This is a genomic window from Rhizobium sp. R635 (assembly GCF_002211285.1).
Classification (GTDB): Bacteria; Pseudomonadota; Alphaproteobacteria; order Rhizobiales; family Rhizobiaceae; genus Rhizobium.
The window spans coordinates 20,734-36,682 of sequence record NZ_LOKX01000008.1; the positions used below are offsets into that span (position 1 = coordinate 20,734).

Annotated in this window: 13 protein-coding genes and 1 pseudogene; 9 read left to right on the forward strand and 5 right to left on the reverse strand. The window is 61.9% G+C overall.

Going from position 1 to position 15,949, the window contains the following annotated elements; translation table 11 throughout:
* Positions 1-3 precede the first annotated feature (3 nt).
* Entirely contained in the window at positions 4-1,134 is a 1,131-nt protein-coding gene (locus ATY78_RS08325) for a DUF2333 family protein (RefSeq protein WP_088681879.1), read from the forward strand.
* 5 nt (positions 1,135-1,139) lie between these two features.
* Here ATY78_RS08325 and ATY78_RS08330 read toward each other — a convergent pair whose 3' ends face one another.
* Together ATY78_RS08330 and ATY78_RS08335 are read right to left on the reverse strand one after the other, a co-directional pair.
* Positions 1,140-1,601: a PAS domain-containing protein gene (locus tag ATY78_RS08330; RefSeq protein WP_088681880.1), complete on the reverse strand. Its 462-nt coding sequence runs from the start codon at positions 1,599-1,601 to the stop codon at positions 1,140-1,142.
* Positions 1,602-1,648: 47 nt separating this feature from the next.
* Positions 1,649-2,374, reverse strand: coding sequence for a LuxR family transcriptional regulator (locus tag ATY78_RS08335; protein WP_088681881.1), 726 nt, complete (start codon positions 2,372-2,374; stop codon positions 1,649-1,651).
* Between the two features lie 334 nt (positions 2,375-2,708).
* Between ATY78_RS08335 and ATY78_RS08340 the strand changes: the two are divergent.
* A pseudogene (locus ATY78_RS08340) lies at positions 2,709-3,617 on the forward strand (hypothetical protein); the annotation flags it as partial.
* A gap of 41 nt (positions 3,618-3,658) precedes the next feature.
* Here the strand turns inward: ATY78_RS08340 and ATY78_RS08345 are convergent.
* Positions 3,659-4,189: a TIGR00645 family protein gene (locus tag ATY78_RS08345; protein WP_088681883.1), complete on the reverse strand. Its 531-nt coding sequence runs from the start codon at positions 4,187-4,189 to the stop codon at positions 3,659-3,661.
* A 156-nt stretch (positions 4,190-4,345) separates the two neighbouring features.
* Between ATY78_RS08345 and ATY78_RS08350 the strand changes: the two genes are divergently transcribed.
* Positions 4,346-6,025 (forward strand): formate--tetrahydrofolate ligase, encoded by a 1,680-nt coding sequence (locus ATY78_RS08350; RefSeq protein WP_088681884.1) that lies wholly within the window; start codon positions 4,346-4,348, stop codon positions 6,023-6,025.
* 266 nt (positions 6,026-6,291) lie between these two features.
* Here the strand turns inward: ATY78_RS08350 and ATY78_RS08355 are convergent, their stop codons facing one another.
* Positions 6,292-7,248: an extensin family protein gene (locus tag ATY78_RS08355; RefSeq protein WP_088681885.1), complete on the reverse strand. Its 957-nt coding sequence runs from the start codon at positions 7,246-7,248 to the stop codon at positions 6,292-6,294.
* A 262-nt stretch (positions 7,249-7,510) separates the two neighbouring features.
* Between ATY78_RS08355 and ATY78_RS08360 the strand changes: the two genes are divergently transcribed.
* The 6 genes from ATY78_RS08360 to queF all read left to right on the forward strand — a co-directional run bounded on the left by ATY78_RS08360 (position 7,511) and on the right by queF (position 14,864).
* Complete coding sequence (locus tag ATY78_RS08360; protein ID WP_088681886.1) at positions 7,511-9,769, forward strand: TonB-dependent hemoglobin/transferrin/lactoferrin family receptor; 2,259 nt, start codon at positions 7,511-7,513, stop codon at positions 9,767-9,769.
* Positions 9,770-10,039: 270 nt separating this feature from the next.
* Complete coding sequence (locus ATY78_RS08365; RefSeq protein ID WP_088681887.1) at positions 10,040-12,229, forward strand: anthranilate synthase; 2,190 nt, start codon at positions 10,040-10,042, stop codon at positions 12,227-12,229.
* A gap of 150 nt (positions 12,230-12,379) precedes the next feature.
* Positions 12,380-12,619, forward strand: a complete 240-nt coding sequence (locus ATY78_RS08370) for a hypothetical protein (RefSeq protein ID WP_088681888.1) — start codon at positions 12,380-12,382, stop codon at positions 12,617-12,619.
* Positions 12,620-12,630: 11 nt separating this feature from the next.
* A complete protein-coding gene (locus ATY78_RS08375) occupies positions 12,631-13,302 on the forward strand; it encodes a DUF2161 family putative PD-(D/E)XK-type phosphodiesterase (RefSeq protein WP_088681889.1) in 672 nt (223 codons plus the stop codon).
* A 183-nt stretch (positions 13,303-13,485) separates the two neighbouring features.
* Positions 13,486-14,400: a CDF family cation efflux transporter EmfA gene (emfA, locus tag ATY78_RS08380; protein ID WP_088681890.1), complete on the forward strand. Its 915-nt coding sequence runs from the start codon at positions 13,486-13,488 to the stop codon at positions 14,398-14,400.
* Positions 14,400-14,864 (forward strand): preQ(1) synthase, encoded by a 465-nt coding sequence (gene queF, locus ATY78_RS08385; protein WP_088681891.1) that lies wholly within the window; start codon positions 14,400-14,402, stop codon positions 14,862-14,864. Before emfA ends, queF begins: the two co-directional genes overlap by 1 nt.
* A 124-nt stretch (positions 14,865-14,988) precedes the next feature.
* Here the strand turns inward: queF and ATY78_RS08390 are convergent, their stop codons facing one another.
* Positions 14,989-15,744, reverse strand: coding sequence for a DUF2076 domain-containing protein (locus ATY78_RS08390; RefSeq protein ID WP_088681892.1), 756 nt, complete (start codon positions 15,742-15,744; stop codon positions 14,989-14,991).
* Between the last annotated feature and the right edge of the window lie 205 nt (positions 15,745-15,949).

The window sequence follows — 15,949 nt, forward strand, 5'->3', positions numbered from 1 at the left end:
ACGATGCTTGACCGGATTGCCGGTTTTTTCGGGCTGATCAGCCGGACGATCGGCCGCTGGGCCCGCCTGTTTTTCGCCTGGGCCTTCTGGCCCTTGTTTGCCGCGCACGGCTGGTATCAGCGCCGGAGCTGGATGGTCCGGCTGCCGGTCATCGCGATCGTGGCGCTCTTCGTCGTGCTTTACGGCTACTTCTTCTGGCAGACGCAGGTCTGGACGAATTTCAACACCGCCTTCGTCGACCAGTACCGGCTTTCCGAACGCAAGGTCCCCGCCGGACAGGAACTGCCGGCCGGCGAGGGAGCCGGAACGGCGGCCGCCAAGACCTGCCAGCGCTCGGCCATCGTCGACGTCACGGCCGATCTGACCGATTTCAATGTCAACCAGAACGCATGGATATCCTCCATGCTGCTCTACAAGGCGGGCTTCTTCGGCATCGACTGGGACCATACGCCTTTTCTCGATAACAAGGCGTCGTTCCAGCGGGGCATCAACCAGGCGGTCCGCCGGACGTCGGCGGAGCTTGTCGATACGCTCGGGCGAGTGCGCGGCACCTCGGGCATCAACAACGATTTGCAGCGCGCGCGCGGCAATCTGCAGTTCGACGAATACAGCTGGTATTTCGGGCTCAATCCTTTCGGCCCCAAGACGCCGACGCCTTCCTTCTATCGCACGGCAATCGGAGACCTGCGCAAGTTCAACACCGATCTCGCCGCCTGCAACGCTATTTTCGATGGCCGCGCCGACAATCTGATGCAGTTCATCGACCGCATCGCCAATGATCTCGGCAGCACCTCCGACATGCTCGCCGAGCGCTCGGAGCACCACAATCGCGGCTGGTTCGATACGCGCGCCGACGACCGGTTCTGGTTCGCCTATGGCCAGCTCTACGCCTATTACGCCATCCTGACCGCCGCGCAGGCGGATTTCTCGCAGGTGGTGCAGGAACGCAATCTCGGCGCAATCTGGGGCGGCACGACGCGGCAGTTCCAGGCCGCGCTGCGCATTCAGCCGGCAATCATCTCGAACGGGCGCGAGGATGGCTGGATCATGCCGAGCCACCTCGCCACCATGGGCTTCTACATTCTGCGGGTGCGCTCGAACCTCGTCGAGATCCGGTCGGTGCTCGACCGATAGGATATTCAGCGGTGCTGCGCGTTGTCCTCGAAGCCGACGACGCGCAGTTTCTCGACGAATTCGTAGGTGACGCCGACGATGCCGCCGCCGCTTGCATCGTCGCGGAAGCGGCCGACGCTGCGCACCAGCTTGTAGCCGCCATGTCGGTTGTCGACGCGATAGACGAAATGGAAGCCGGTGCCGTGAAGGCTTGCCTGTTCGAAGGTTTCGGCGATCAGGCTGCGATCCTCCGCGTGGATGCGCGACATCAGCTCTGCCAGATTGACGGGGCCGTCGCTGTAGGGGAGGTCGAAAATCGCGTGAACGTCCTCGCTGGCGAAGAAATGTCCAGTTTCGATGTCGATGCGCCAGAAGCCGAAAAAGCGATAGGCCGCGAGCATCTGGACGATTTCCTCGTCGGTGATGCCGATATGGGCGCGGGATTGCTCTATTTTGTCGATGACAGGCTGTTCGAAGCGAAGTGGCACGTTTTCCCCCAGATCACGGGACGACGTGCTGACTCTCTTCTGATTCCTCAGCTGATCAGCTTCAATCGGATGGCTTTAGCTACCAACTGGGTACGGTTGACGCAATCGAGTTTTTTGATCGCGTTGGTCATGTAGGCATTCACCGTATGGTCCGACAGCGTCAGGATCTGGCCGATCTCGATCGAGGTCTTGCCCTGCGCCGTCCAGCGGACGACTTCCAGTTCACGCGCCGACAGCGCACTATGCGCGCTCTCCTCATTGCGCTTGACGGCGTTATAGGCATCGAGCGCATGCAGAATGATCATCGCCAGCTCGTTGACCTCGCTCTGGCCGAGCGCTGCCCGTTCGCCGCAGAACCAGAAGACCAGGCGCTGGCCGTCGGCAGCAATGGCCGGCATGGCGACGCCCGCCGGTATGGCATGGTGCAACATCAGCGCGCGCAGCTCGGCGGGGAAGGCGTGAGCGTTGGCGGTGTCGTTCAGGTGCCACACGGGCGGCACAGCCGACTCCCTCAGCCGTAAGCCAAAAGGGCAGCCGCGCATCATGTGGGCGCGGTCGAAATCCCTGACATAGGCGGCGGGAAGCGAACTCTCGATCAGCAGGGGTTTCAGGAGCAGATCTTCCGGGGAAGGGGCGTGCATCACCGTTGCATGCGACAGGCCGAAAGCCGCGGATATTCTGCCGAGCGCCTGTGCGAACAGACCACGTGTTCGTGCAGTCTCAAGTTCCGCCGAAAGCAATGACTGTCTTTCAGAGGTAGTCATGTAAGACATTGATACGCCCCCAGCCAGCCTAATGTTACCGCTATCAAATACAGAAACGCGGCCGGATGCTAGTCCCAATTGCCTTCGCGGGAGGCGATTAATTCAAATTGTGAAAAATTAGCCACAACTGCGCCCGCCTCGGTTGAGTTGCCGTTGACGCTAGTAGCGTTGTGGTATCGATAACTTCCTTCATCAGGGGATAACTGCGAATTTCGCCTGTGCCGGCTGGGAAGAGAATCACTGCGATGGGACCCTAACCCGGCAGCGGACGTCTAAATCCGGCTTGCTGCGGTTCAAGGCAATTGCTAAGCGTATCGTCATGTATAGCCAAGGCGATTTAATCGTGCGACCTGCGATTTCTGTTTTTGCGAAGTCTCTGTTTTCTCTCGTGTTACTTTCCTTGTTTCTTTTGACTTTGCCGATCGGGGCTGCAACCTCGCAGGCTGCCGAGCAGAAGAAGCAGCCGGCGCAACCCCCGATGCGTTTCACCATCGTGCGCAGTTTCCTCTGCCAGGAAAACTGTCCGGAATGGATATCGGCCGAGGGGCGCATAACCGCCGATACGCCTGCCCGGTTGAGAAAGGTCCTCAAGAAGATCGGCGACCGGAAACTGCCGGTCGTTTTTCGTTCCGAAGGCGGTGACGTCGATGCCGCCTATGCGATGGGCCGGATGATCCGCAAGGCAGGCCTGGAAACGGCGGTCGGCGGCACGCGGCTGAAGGGTTGCCCGGTTCAGGATACGCTCTGCGATGTCGCCATCGCCAAGGATGGCACTGCTGCCGGTTACACCTATTCGGCCGGTGCATACTGCTTTTCCGCCTGTCCGCTGGCCTTTGCCGGCGGGACGTCGCGCGTCGCGTCGCAATGGTCCGTCATCGGCGTCCACCAGATCACGACCATCTACAACAGGGTGCGCGTTTCTTACCGCATCGAATACAAGATGGTGAACGGCAAGAAGAAGGAAGTCTCCCGCAAGGAGGTCGGCCGCAAAGTGGCGGGCCAGACCAGTTCCACCAAGCTCGGCAAGAAAGCCAACGCCGCGCTGATGGCTTATTTGAAGGAAATGGGCGTCAGCGACGATGTGATAGACACGATGATGAGCGCCAAACCCGACAGCATCGCCATCGTACCGCCCGCTGACGCGCTTCGAATGGGCCTGATCACCGACATGCTGGCCTACAATGAGTGGCCCGGCATGCCGCTCTGCGCGCCGGACGCCACATCCGAGGCCATCTGCCATGGCCATCCGGCGGCCGTGCCGCCCGCGCCGGCTACGTCGACGCCTTCGGGCGGCTAACCCTTATCCTTCAGATCGTTCTTCGACGTAGCGCTCATCAGCTTCTCCAGGAAGCCGAGCATGACGGCAGAGGCGACGAAGGCGAGGTGCATGAGCGTCAGCCACATGATCTTGCCGTCCTCGTATTTGTCGGCATTGAGGAAGACCTGCAGCAGGTGGATGGAGGAGATGGCGACGATCGAGGAGGCGACCTTGATCTTCAGGCTGCCTGAATCGAGCTTGCCGAGGAAGGAAACCTCATTGTCGGCCCCGTCGGCTTCATCGAAACGGCTGACGAAATTCTCGTAGCCGGAGATCATCACCATGACGATCAGGCTTGCGACGAGCGCCGCATCGATCAGGCTGAGCATGGCAAGGATCATCCCCGCCTCGTCGAGCACGAAGACGCTGGAGGCGATCTTCAAGAGCTTGTAGCCGAAGGAAACGGCATAGGCGGCGAGCGCCAGCACCAGGCCTATATAGAAGGCGACGAGGAGCCAGCGGCTCGACAGGATGATACGCTCGATGAGGAGTTCCAGTGCTTTCATGTCTTCACCTTGAGAGGCCGCGTTCGTTGAGCGCCACATAACCGTCCAGCGTGGCGACCACAAGGCGAGCGCTATTCACAGCTTGCCGATATTTCGATATCCCAATGACGAGGACAAACGCCTTCGCGCCTGCGCGGGCCGGGACGGGGAACATCCATGCCAACAATCAAATCCGATATCGAAATCGCGCGCGCCGCGGCCAAGAAACCGATCGTCGAAATCGGGGCGACGCTCGGCATTCCGGCCGAGCAGCTCGTTCCCTATGGTCACGACAAGGCAAAGATCAGCGCCGATTTCATTGCGGCGCAGGCGGGCAAGAAGGACGGCAGGCTGATCCTCGTCACCGCGATCAATCCGACGCCGGCGGGCGAGGGCAAGACGACGACGACCGTCGGTCTCGGCGACGGGCTGAACCGGATCGGCAGGAAAGCGATCGTCTGTATCCGTGAGGCGTCGCTCGGCCCCTGCTTCGGCGTCAAGGGGGGAGCGGCCGGCGGCGGCTATGCGCAGGTCGTGCCGATGGAAGACATCAACCTGCATTTCACCGGCGATTTCCATGCGATCACCTCGGCGCACAATCTGCTGGCGGCGATGATCGACAACCACATCTACTGGGGCAACGAGGAGAATATCGACATCCGCCGCATCACCTGGCGGCGGGTCATGGACATGAACGACCGGGCGCTGAGGAGCATGGTCTCCTCGCTCGGCGGCGTTGCCAACGGCTTCCCGCGCCAGGGCGGCTTCGACATCACCGTCGCCTCCGAGGTGATGGCGATCCTCTGCCTCGCCACCGATCTCAAGGATCTGGAGCGGCGGCTCGGCGACATCATCGTCGGCTACCGCTTCGACAGGACGCCGGTGCATGCGCGCGATCTGAAAGCCGATGGCGCCATGGCGGTGCTCTTGAAGGATGCGATGCAGCCGAACCTGGTGCAGACCCTGGAGAACAATCCGGCCTTCGTACACGGCGGCCCCTTCGCCAACATCGCCCATGGCTGCAATTCGGTGACGGCGACGAAGACGGCGCTGAAGCTCGGTGATTATGTGGTGACGGAAGCAGGCTTCGGGGCCGATCTCGGCGCGGAGAAATTCTTCGACATCAAGTGCCGTAAGGCCGGGCTGAAACCGGATGCGGCCGTCATCGTCGCGACCGTCAGGGCGCTGAAGATGAATGGCGGTGTGAAGAAGGAGGATCTCGGCACGGAGGATGTCGCGGCGCTGAAGAAGGGCTGCGCCAATCTCGGCCGGCATGTGGCCAATGTGCGCCGCTTCGGCGTGCCCGTGGTCGTCGCGATCAATCATTTCGTCACGGATACTGATGCCGAGATCGCGGCGGTGAAGGAATTCGTCTCGCGGCTCGGCGCCGAAGCGATCCTCTGCCAGCACTGGGCCAAGGGCTCGGCCGGCATCGAGGAACTGGCGCATAAGGTGGTGGAACTGGCCGAATCCGGCCAGGCGAAATTCCAGCCGCTCTACGGCGACGACCTTTCACTGTTCGAAAAGATCGAGATCGTCGCCTCGAAGATCTACCATGCCGGCGAGGTGACGGCCGACAAGGCGGTGCGCGACCAGTTGCAGACATGGGAGGAGCAGGGCTACGGCAAACTGCCGGTCTGCATGGCGAAGACGCAGTATTCCTTCTCCACTGACCCGAATCTCCGCGGCGCGCCGGAAGGCCATATCGTCTCCGTGCGGGAGGTGCGGCTTTCCGCCGGAGCCGGCTTCGTCGTCGCCATCACCGGCGAGATCATGACGATGCCCGGCCTGCCGAAATCGCCCTCGGCGGAACGGATTTTTCTGAATGAGCAGGGTTATATCGAGGGGTTGTTCTGATTGGGCGTGGTGAGGGGCCGCGAAAACGGCTTCTCAAGAACGTCCATGCCGGCTTCGACCGTGCTGGTATCGTTTCGGCGTGTTTGGGATGCCGGAGACGGCGTTGCCAGCGTTGTGCGGTGTAGACTATTACTGAAGGTGTTGCGTGTGGCCCCCTCATCCGACCCTTCGGGCCACCTTCTCCCCGCTGGGGAGAAGGGGTATGTCGCGCTGTTTCCGTTCCTCGCCAAATCTTGCTTGATGGCGGGCTTCTAGCGCTTCAACCATCAATGGCAATAACGATAGCCGCCCTTCCTTTCGATGATGTCGAGATGGAAATGGGTTTCGTGGGCCGCGTCGCTTTCGGGGTCGAGGACGGTGGTGAAGTAGAGGCAGCCGGCGGCGCTGACGGTGCGCTGGAAGGCGCCGGTCAATGTCGAGTCCTCGCGGCGGGAGCGGACGGCGACATCCTCGCCTTTTTCGAAATGGAAGCTTGCAATGTCGATGGCGTTGCCGCGGGCGTGTTCGGAGATCTTGCCGGTTTCGGCGCCGTTGCGCAGGCGGCACATATAGGACGTTGCCTGGTTGACTGACGTGAGGCGGCCCTGCTCCGGCAGGGCGGCGGAAGCGGCGGGGATGACGCTCTCCTTCATCCAGCGGGCAAGGGCGAGTGCGGCCGGGCAGCGAATCGTCGCCTCCGGCTTCAGCGTGATGCCTGGCAGGGCTTCGGAAACGATGATCGGCTTGTCGATGCCGCAGCCGTTGCCGTCGTCGATGCGCGGCGCTTCCTTGAAGACGACGCCGAGAGCCTTCAGCGCGGCCGTGCATTCGGCATGCTCGGCATCGCTTTCGGGTTCGATCGTCAGGTGCTGCTCTTCAAGCGTCTGCTCGCCGGGCGGCTTTTCTGCCGGCGGCATCTGCGGACTTTCGAGATGTCCTGGTGGCAACGGCGGGCCTTGCACGGGTTCCGCGGGCTCGGGCTTTGCCGGTTCGGCTGGCGGGGCGGACGGCTGGTCAGGTGCAGGTGTCTCTTGATCCTTGGCGTCAGGCTTCGGCTGAGGGGCCGGCACCCCTTCAGGTGCGGGCGGTTCCGTTTTCTCCGAGGCCGGGGAGGTGGGGCTCGCCGCCTGCCCGGCATCGGGCCTGGGTTCGGGCAATGGACCTTGTTGGGGCAGGCGGGCGCCGGCAAGAAAGGCGGTCGCGGCGAGCAGGATCGCCAGTATCGAAAGTTTTCTCAAACGCATCCATTCCCTGATCGATAGCTAGGGATAATGCGCGAGGGCGGATTTCGTTGCAAATGCGCAACGTTTTGGAAGATCATTAAAACTTGATGATAATATTCAACATAAATCGGCGCTATATGTTGACAATATTGCTCATGTTTTTTATGCGGCAAAAAGAAGGCGGAATTCTGCTTCGTCTTCATCCGCAAAAGCCCAGCCAGCCCCTCGAGCGTTCGACGCGCCACGACCAGCCAGCCCGGTAATCATCATGAGAGGGTAGGTTATGATCGTCCGGCATTGGCGCTCGGTTCTATTGGTCTGCACGGCAGCCGCAGTTGTTCTTCCTGTTGCGCAGTCTTTCGCGCAAAGCGCTTCGGCTACCACGCCGGAAGCGGCGGCGGAGGATGCCACCACTCTGCAGAAGATCGTCGTCAAGGGCAAACGCGTGGCTCCGGGCAGCGTCGCCGACACGCCGCTCGCGACTGAAATCACCAAGAAGCAGCTGGACGAGAAGCAAGTCACCCATTACGACGATATCGGCCGCAGCGTCGATGCAAGCGTGAATTATTCGCGTGCCGACTCCGGCTTCAATCTGCGCGGCCTTTCCGGTTCCCGCATCCTGACCACGATCGACGGCATTCCGATCCCCTATATTTCGAACAGCGCGCGCCAAGGGGCCTTCGCGCCGGCCAACGCCAACGGCGGTGGCGATCTGTTCGATTTCGACTCGCTGTCCTCGCTCGATATCGTGCGCGGCGCGGATTCGAGCAAGGGCGGTTCCGGCATGCTCGGCGGCGCCATCGTTCTCAATACGCTGGAGCCGGAGGATCTCATTCCCGAGGGCCGCGACTGGGGCGCGATCGTCAAGTCCACCTATGACAGCGAAGACCGCAGCATTTCCGGCTCGGCCGCCGCCGCCAAGAAGATCGGCGGCACGTCGATCCTGTTTCAGGGCGGCTACCGCAAGGGTCATGAACGCGACAATATGGGCGACAATGACAGCTATGGCCGTCTTCGCACCGAGGCGGATCCGGCCGATTTCGATCAGAACAACCTGCTCTTCAAGCTGCGCCAGGATCTGGAAGGCGGCCATCGCATCGGCTTGACGGCGGAACGCTTCCGCCGCGATCTCAAGACCGATCTGCGCGAACTTCAAGGCGGCACGACACCCCGCAACTACATGATCGACAATTATGACGGCCGCGAACTGCGCGACCGCGACCGCGTATCGCTCGATTACGATTATGAGGCGCAGTCTTCCGACGCTTTCTTCAGCAGCGCGCGCGCCACGCTTTACTGGCTGGATTTGAAGAAGGAAGCCGGCAGCAGGGGCCGCACGACCGCCAATGTGGCCTATGGCCGCAACAACGAGATCGAAAACGAAACCTGGGGCTTCAGCGGCACGGCGACGAAGGATTTCGAATATTCCGGTCTCAGCCACTCCGTTCGCGTCGGGCTCGATGTCGGCGTCTCCAACTGGAGCCAGTACAGCTGGGGTCTTTGCCCGACGGCGACCACCTGCCCGGCACTGAACAATCAGGCGGAAGTGCCCGATGTCGACAGCCAGAACCTTGGGCTAGTTGTCGAAGACAAGATCGAAATCGGCAATACCGGCTTTACGCTGACGCCAGGTGTGCGCTTCGACTGGTTCAACTACAATCCGTCGACCGGCGGCGGCTTCGCAAATAATACGGGGCTTACCCGTTTCGGCGATCCGCAGGACCGGACGGAAGCCGGCATGTCGCCGAAGATTCTTGCGACATACGACCTGACGCCCGACGTGCAGCTCTATGCGCAGCTGGCCGTCGGCTTCCGTGCCCCCACGGTGGACGAGCTCTACAGCCGCTTCTACAATCCCACGGCCCGCTACGCCCAGCTCGGCAATCCCGATCTGGAACCGGAAATCGGTCGCGGTGTCGAAGTCGGCGCCAATTTCGATACGGGCGATTTCACCGGCAGGGTCGCGGTTTTCCACACCCGCTATCAGAACTTCATCGAGACGGTGACAACCAGGGACGCGACCGGCTTCACGGAGTTCAATTACACGAACGTGTCGTCGGCCGTGATCTCGGGCATTGAAGCCAGCGCCGCCAAGACGTTCAACAACGGCATAAATCTGCATGCCTCGCTTGCCTATGCCTATGGCAGGAACGAGGATACCACCCAGCGCCTGCGCTCGGTGGCGCCGTTCAAGGCGATTATCGGCGGTGGCTGGAGCAACGAGACCTTCGGCTTCGACCTTTCCTCGACGCTATCGGCCGGCATGCTCACGGACCATCTCAATACACCCGTCACCAACACCGCCGACACGACCTTCGATGCGCCCGGTTACGCGATCGTCGACCTGACCGGGTGGTGGACGCCGGAACAGTTGCCGGGCCTGCGCGTTCAAGCCGGGGTCTACAACATCTTCGATCAGGAATATTTCAACGCGCTCGCCGTACGCGACGTCAATCTCAGCTCGGCGACGGCATCGCAGCCGCGTGATTGGTATTCCGAGCCTGGCCGTACCTTCAAGGTCTCGCTCACCAAGACCTTCTGATTGCCGGCGACACTTTCAAGGCTGGGGGAGGGGCGGCTTTCGGGCCGCCCTTTTCATTCCCGCAATCGCCTCTTGCGCGGCGGCGGATCTCAGGCTAACAATTTTCTCCATGATCAAGTCTTTGAACATTGCTGTTTGGTGGTGGGCTCGCTGAGGCGGCCTCGACCAATCGTGTCCAAAGACGACGACGAGTGAGCCGCCCGAAACTTCGAGGCGGCTTTTTTGTTTTATCGCCGCCTGTCGTCCGGGCCCCGATAACGGAGTGGAATTATGGTAACGATCCTGCGGGATGATGGTGCGGAAATCTACGAGACCAAGGGCGGCATCACTGTCACCCGGCAGCGGCGGGCAATCCCCTATGCCGACGCGGTCTCTTCCTATATCGACAAGCTCGACGAGCGCCGCGGCGCGGTGTTTTCGTCGAACTACGAATATCCGGGCCGTTATACGCGCTGGGACACCGCCGTCGTCGACCCGCCGCTCGGCATCTCCTCCTTCGGGCGCGACGTCTGGATCGAAGCCTATAACGAGCGCGGCGAGGTCATCCTCGGCTTCGTGGCCGAGCGGCTGAAGACAGTGTCCGAGATCGTGCTCGGCGCTTCCTCCGCCCGCCGCCTCGACCTCTCCGTCAAGACGCCGGACCGGGTGTTCACCGAGGAAGAGCGCTCGAAGATGCCGACGGTCTTTACCGTGCTGCGCGCCGTCACCGACCTCTTCTATTCGCAGGCGGATGCGAGCCTCGGCCTCTACGGCGCCTTCGGCTACGACATCGCCTTCCAGTTCGATGCGATCAATCTGAAGCTGACGCGGCCCTCCGACCAGCGCGACATGGTGCTCTTCCTGCCGGACGAGATCCTCGTCGTCGACAACTATGCCGCCAAGGCCTGGATCGACCGTTATGATTTCGAGAAAGACGGCGAGACGACCGAAGGCAAGGCCCAGGATATCGCGCCGGAGCCTTTCAAGCACACGGATGCCATTCCGCCGAAGAGCGATCACCGGCCGGGCGAATATGCCGAGCTCGTCACCAAGGCGAAGGAAAGTTTCCGCAAGGGCGATCTCTTCGAAGTCGTGCCCGGGCAGAAGTTCATGGAGCGCTGCGAAAGCAAGCCTTCGGATATTTCCAGGCGGCTGAAGGCGATCAATCCGTCGCCCTATTCCTTCTTCATCAATCTCGGCAACCAGGAATATCTGGTCGGCGCCTCGCCGGAGATGTTCGTGCGCGTGTCCGGCCGCCGCATCGAGACCTGCCCGATCTCGGGCACGATCAAGCGCGGCGACGATCCGATCGCCGACAGCGAGCAGATCCTGAAGCTCCTGAATTCCAAGAAGGACGAATCCGAGCTGACCATGTGCTCGGACGTCGACCGCAACGACAAGAGCCGGGTTTGCGAACCGGGCTCGGTGAAGGTGATCGGCCGCCGGCAGATCGAGATGTATTCGCGCCTCATCCACACGGTCGACCACATCGAAGGGCGGCTGCGCGACGACATGGACGCCTTCGACGGGTTCCTCAGCCACGCCTGGGCCGTCACCGTCACCGGCGCGCCGAAGCTCTGGGCGATGCGCTTCATCGAGAGCCATGAAAAGAGCCCGCGCGCATGGTATGGTGGGGCAATCGGCATGGTCGGCTTCAACGGCGACATGAATACCGGCCTGACGCTGCGCACCGTGCGCATCAAGGATGGCATCGCCGAAGTGCGCGCCGGCGCGACGCTGCTCAACGATTCCATTCCCGAGGAAGAAGAAGCCGAAACCGAACTGAAGGCCTCCGCCATGCTTTCCGCTATCCGAGACGCCAAGATCGGCAATTCCGGCAAGATCCAGCGCGACGTTGCTTCCGTCGGCAAGGGCGTCAGCATCCTGCTCGTCGACCATGAGGACAGCTTCGTCCACACGCTCGCCAATTATTTCCGCCAGACGGGCGCGACGGTTTCGACCGTGCGCACGCCGGTGCCGGAAGAGATCTTCGACCGGCTGAACCCGGATCTCGTCGTGCTGTCGCCCGGGCCCGGGACGCCCAAGGATTTCGACTGCAAGGCGACGATCAAGAAGGCGCGGGCGCGCAACCTGCCGATCTTCGGGGTCTGCCTCGGCCTGCAGGCGCTCGCCGAAGCCTATGGCGGGGAACTGCGTCATCTCGCGCTGCCGATGCACGGCAAGCCGTCGCGCATCCGCGTGCTGGAGCCGGGCATCGTCTTCTCCGGCCTTTCGAAAGAAGTGACCGTCGGCCGCTACCATTCGATTTTCGCCGATCCCTCGACGCTGCCGCGCGAGTTCATCATCACGGCGGAAAGCGAGGATGGCACGATCATGGGCATCGAGCATGAGAAGGAGCCGATCGCCGCGGTGCAGTTCCACCCGGAATCGATCATGACGCTCGGCGGTGATGCCGGCATGCGGATGATCGAGAATGTCGTGGCGCATCTGGCGCGCAAGGTGAAGACGAAGGCTGCTTGATGGCAATTCCGGTTCGCCCTTCCTTGTCGTGGGAAGGGCGGAGCGGGCGCTCCAACGTCGGAATAATTGCCAGGCAAGCATGGCAGCGCATGGTTGACTTCTTCTGACAAATCAGAACATTTCAGGAACGATCAACCGGGACTCATCGCCGTGGCCAATGCTGAAAAGTTCATCATCCTCCCTTATCGCAAGAACCGCGGCAATCTCGTGCCCGGTGAAATGCGCCAGGCGTCGAATTCCATCAGTGCCGAAAAGATCGCGTCCGCGATGGCTGACCGTTTCGTCGGCGTCGCGGCCTATGCCGTCATCGTCGACGAGGAAACCGGCGACATGACCTCGCCGCGATTGCTCGCGCGATATGGCGAGATTGCCGATCTCAACGCCGCCTGAGGCGTGGTTTCATGGAGACGTCGCTCTACCTGCCGGTCAAAACCTTCCTGGAGGCGGCCGGTTATGTCGTGAAGGGAGAGGTCGGCGGATGCGATCTCGTCGGCCTGAGCGATGGCGAGCCGCCTGTCGTGGTGGTCTGCGAACTCAAGCTCTCGTTCAATCTCGAACTGCTTCTCCAGGCGGTCGATCGCGCCGCGATGAGCGATGAGGTCTGGATCGCGGCGCGTGTTTCGGCCAAGGGGCGTGGGCGGGAGGCCGACAAACGCTACCGCGATCTCTGCCGGCGGCTCGGTATCGGCATGCTTGGCGTCTCCGATGGCGGTGAGGTCAGCGTCATCGTCAGTTCCGTCTCGCCGATGCCGCGCACCAACCCGAAGCGGCGCACGCGCCTCGTCAAGGAGCATCAGCGTCGCCGTGGCGATCCCGCCGTCGGCGGCGGTTCGCGGGCGCCGATCATGACCGCCTACCGCCAGCAGGCGCTGCTCTGTGCCTCGGCACTCGAGCGGGGAATCGTAAGGCCGCGCGATATGAAGGCGCTGACATCAAAGGCCGGTCCGATCCTGCGCGACAATGTCTACGGATGGTTCGAACGCCGGGAGAAGGGTGTCTATGCCCTGACGCCGGCAGGCCAGGCCGCTCTCTTACGCTGGCCGCAGCCTGTCGTCCAAGATCCGGCTGGCTGAACCGCGCCGCTGTTTTCCGGTCAAGGCCCTAACCGCTGTGAAGGACGTGTCATTCTCTTTGACAAATCCGCCATCATCGCCCATATCACCCTCAACTGAACCGCCTGCGCGACATTCGCGCGGGCGGTTTTGCATTTCAATGGCTTGGACCCTGCAATTCATTCGCAACCGCAGGAGGACGATATGAACGACCACGGCGATCTTACGGTTCGGAAGCTGGCGATGTGGGGCATTCCGCTGTCGCTCGGCGTCATGGGGCTGAAGATGGTGGCGTGGTGGGTCACCGGCTCGGTGGCGCTGCTGTCGGATGGGCTCGAATCGACCGTCAACGTCGTTGCCGCCTTCATCGCTTTCTTCGTCATCCGCTATGCGCAGAAGCCGGCCGATCACGACCACCCCTTCGGTCATCACAAGGCGGAATATCTGTCTGCCGTCACCGAAGGCGTGCTGATCGTCGTCGCCGCGCTCCTGATCGTCAACGAGGCGATCGGTTATCTCAGCGAGCCGCGCATGCTCGACGCGCCGGTGCTCGGCCTCGCGATCAACTTCGCCGCCGGTCTCATCAATGCGGTCTGGGCGCGGCTGTTGATCCGGACCGGGCGCAAACACCGTTCGGCGGCGCTGACGGCGGATGGCCAGCATATCATGTCGGATGTGGTGACATCAGTCGGCGTGCTCGCCGGCCTGCTGCTCGCGCTGGCGACCGGTTATGCGATCTTCGACCCGGTGCTTGCCATCCTCGTTGCGATCAACATCCTCTATCAGGGTTGGAAGGTGATCTCGCAATCGATCGGCGGGCTGATGGACCAAGCGGTCGAGCCGCAGGAGGAGGAGGCGATCAAGCAGGCGATCGCCACCCATGCGGCGGGCTCGATCGGTGTGCACGATCTGAAGACGAGGCGGGCGGGTGCCGTCACCTTCATCGATTTTCATATGGTGGTGCCCGGCTCTATGTCGGTTCGGCAGGCGCATGATATATGCGACCGCCTTGAGGATGCCATCAGCGCCGTGCATCAGGGCGCCAAAATAGCCATTCACGTGGAGCCGGAGGGCGAAAAGGCCCATGGCATCCGCGTCAAAGTCGTCAAGGAGGCATGATGCCGAATACAGATGTTTCCAGCCTGTCGATGCTGGGCCAGCAGACCGAAACCGCAAAATCGCCGGAGGAGGCGGTGCTGGAAAAAGTGCCGGCCACCCATGCCGGCACCGATTACGTCGTGCGCTTCACCGCGCCGGAATTCACTTCGCTCTGCCCGATGACGGGGCAGCCGGATTTCGCCCATATCGTCATCGACTACATCCCGGGCGAATGGCTGGTGGAATCGAAGTCGCTGAAGCTCTTCCTGTTTTCCTTCCGCAATCACGGCGCCTTCCACGAGGATTGCTCGATCTACATCGCCAAGCGCATCGTCGAGCTGCTCGATCCCAAGTGGCTCCGGATCGGCGCCTACTGGTATCCGCGCGGCGGCATTCCGATCGACGTTTTCTGGCAGACGGGCAAGCCGCCGGAAGGCGTGTGGCTGCCGGAGCAAGGGGTTGCTACATATCGCGGGCGTGGGTGAGGAGCGGTCGGGCGAAGCCCGAGCAATCGATCCAGTGAATCGATTGCAGCGACGAACGCCCTGAGCCAAAGCGAAGGGCCGGGATACGCTGCGGCAAACGCTGCCCGTCTCCAACAGCTAAACCTCAAACATCCGTAACGTCCCCGGACGAGTCATCGCTGTAATCATCGCCATCGTCGTAATCGGCCTGCTGCACATTGCCGTCATTGTCATTGCCGGCATTATCCGATGCCTGGCGGGTATCGTCGTTGCCGAAATAATTGTTGATGACGGTTTCCTCGGTTGGCGCGGCCGCATTGCCGAAGGGGTTGGCGCCGAAGGGCGAGCCCCAGCCGAGCGAGGACATGTGGTTGCCGAAGATGCCGCTCAGCGAATTGGCAAGCAGCATGCCGCCGGCCACACCGGCTGCCGTGCCGAGCGCGCCGCGCAGGAAGCTGCCGCCGGCAGACGGCGTGTAGGCCTGCTGGCTCCACGGGCCGCTCGGCTGCTGCTGCATCTGGCGGGTATCGCGGGGTTCGTCATAACTGCGGGACGGTTGGCCCCAGGGGCCGGGATTGGAGGGAACCGGAGCCGGCTGCTGCGTCTGGGTGTTGCCGAAGATCGAGCTCAGGAAGCCGCCGCCCTGTTCGGCCTGGCGGTGGTCGCCGGCGCCGGCTTCGAGCTGGCGGACGCGCTCCTCGAGTTCCTTGATGTGGTTGGCGGCCGCCTCCAGCCCTTTTTCCTGAACGATGACGGCCTGGGCGAGATAATAGGTGGCCGAGGGCTGCTCGCGGGTCGCCTGGTCGATCAGCGCTTCGGCATCGCGGTCGCGCGGCTGGGCTTGCGCGGTGCGCACGCGGTCGAAGAGGGCGGTCAGCAATTGGCGTTCTTCCGGTGACATGTCCTGTCTCCTGTTGTTCCGATGCGGCGTTGCCGCGTGAGGGGTGAGGTAGGAACCGATTCAGGCTTTTCAAAGCCTTTGCCCGTTACATTTCAGTAAGGCTTGCAGAACGGCGTGCGGCTTCTTAAGGATATCTCCACCGCTTCGGTGCCTTGTGTTTTTCCCGCATTGTTTTAGGCATTGAGTCGCATTATGTGCGAGGAAC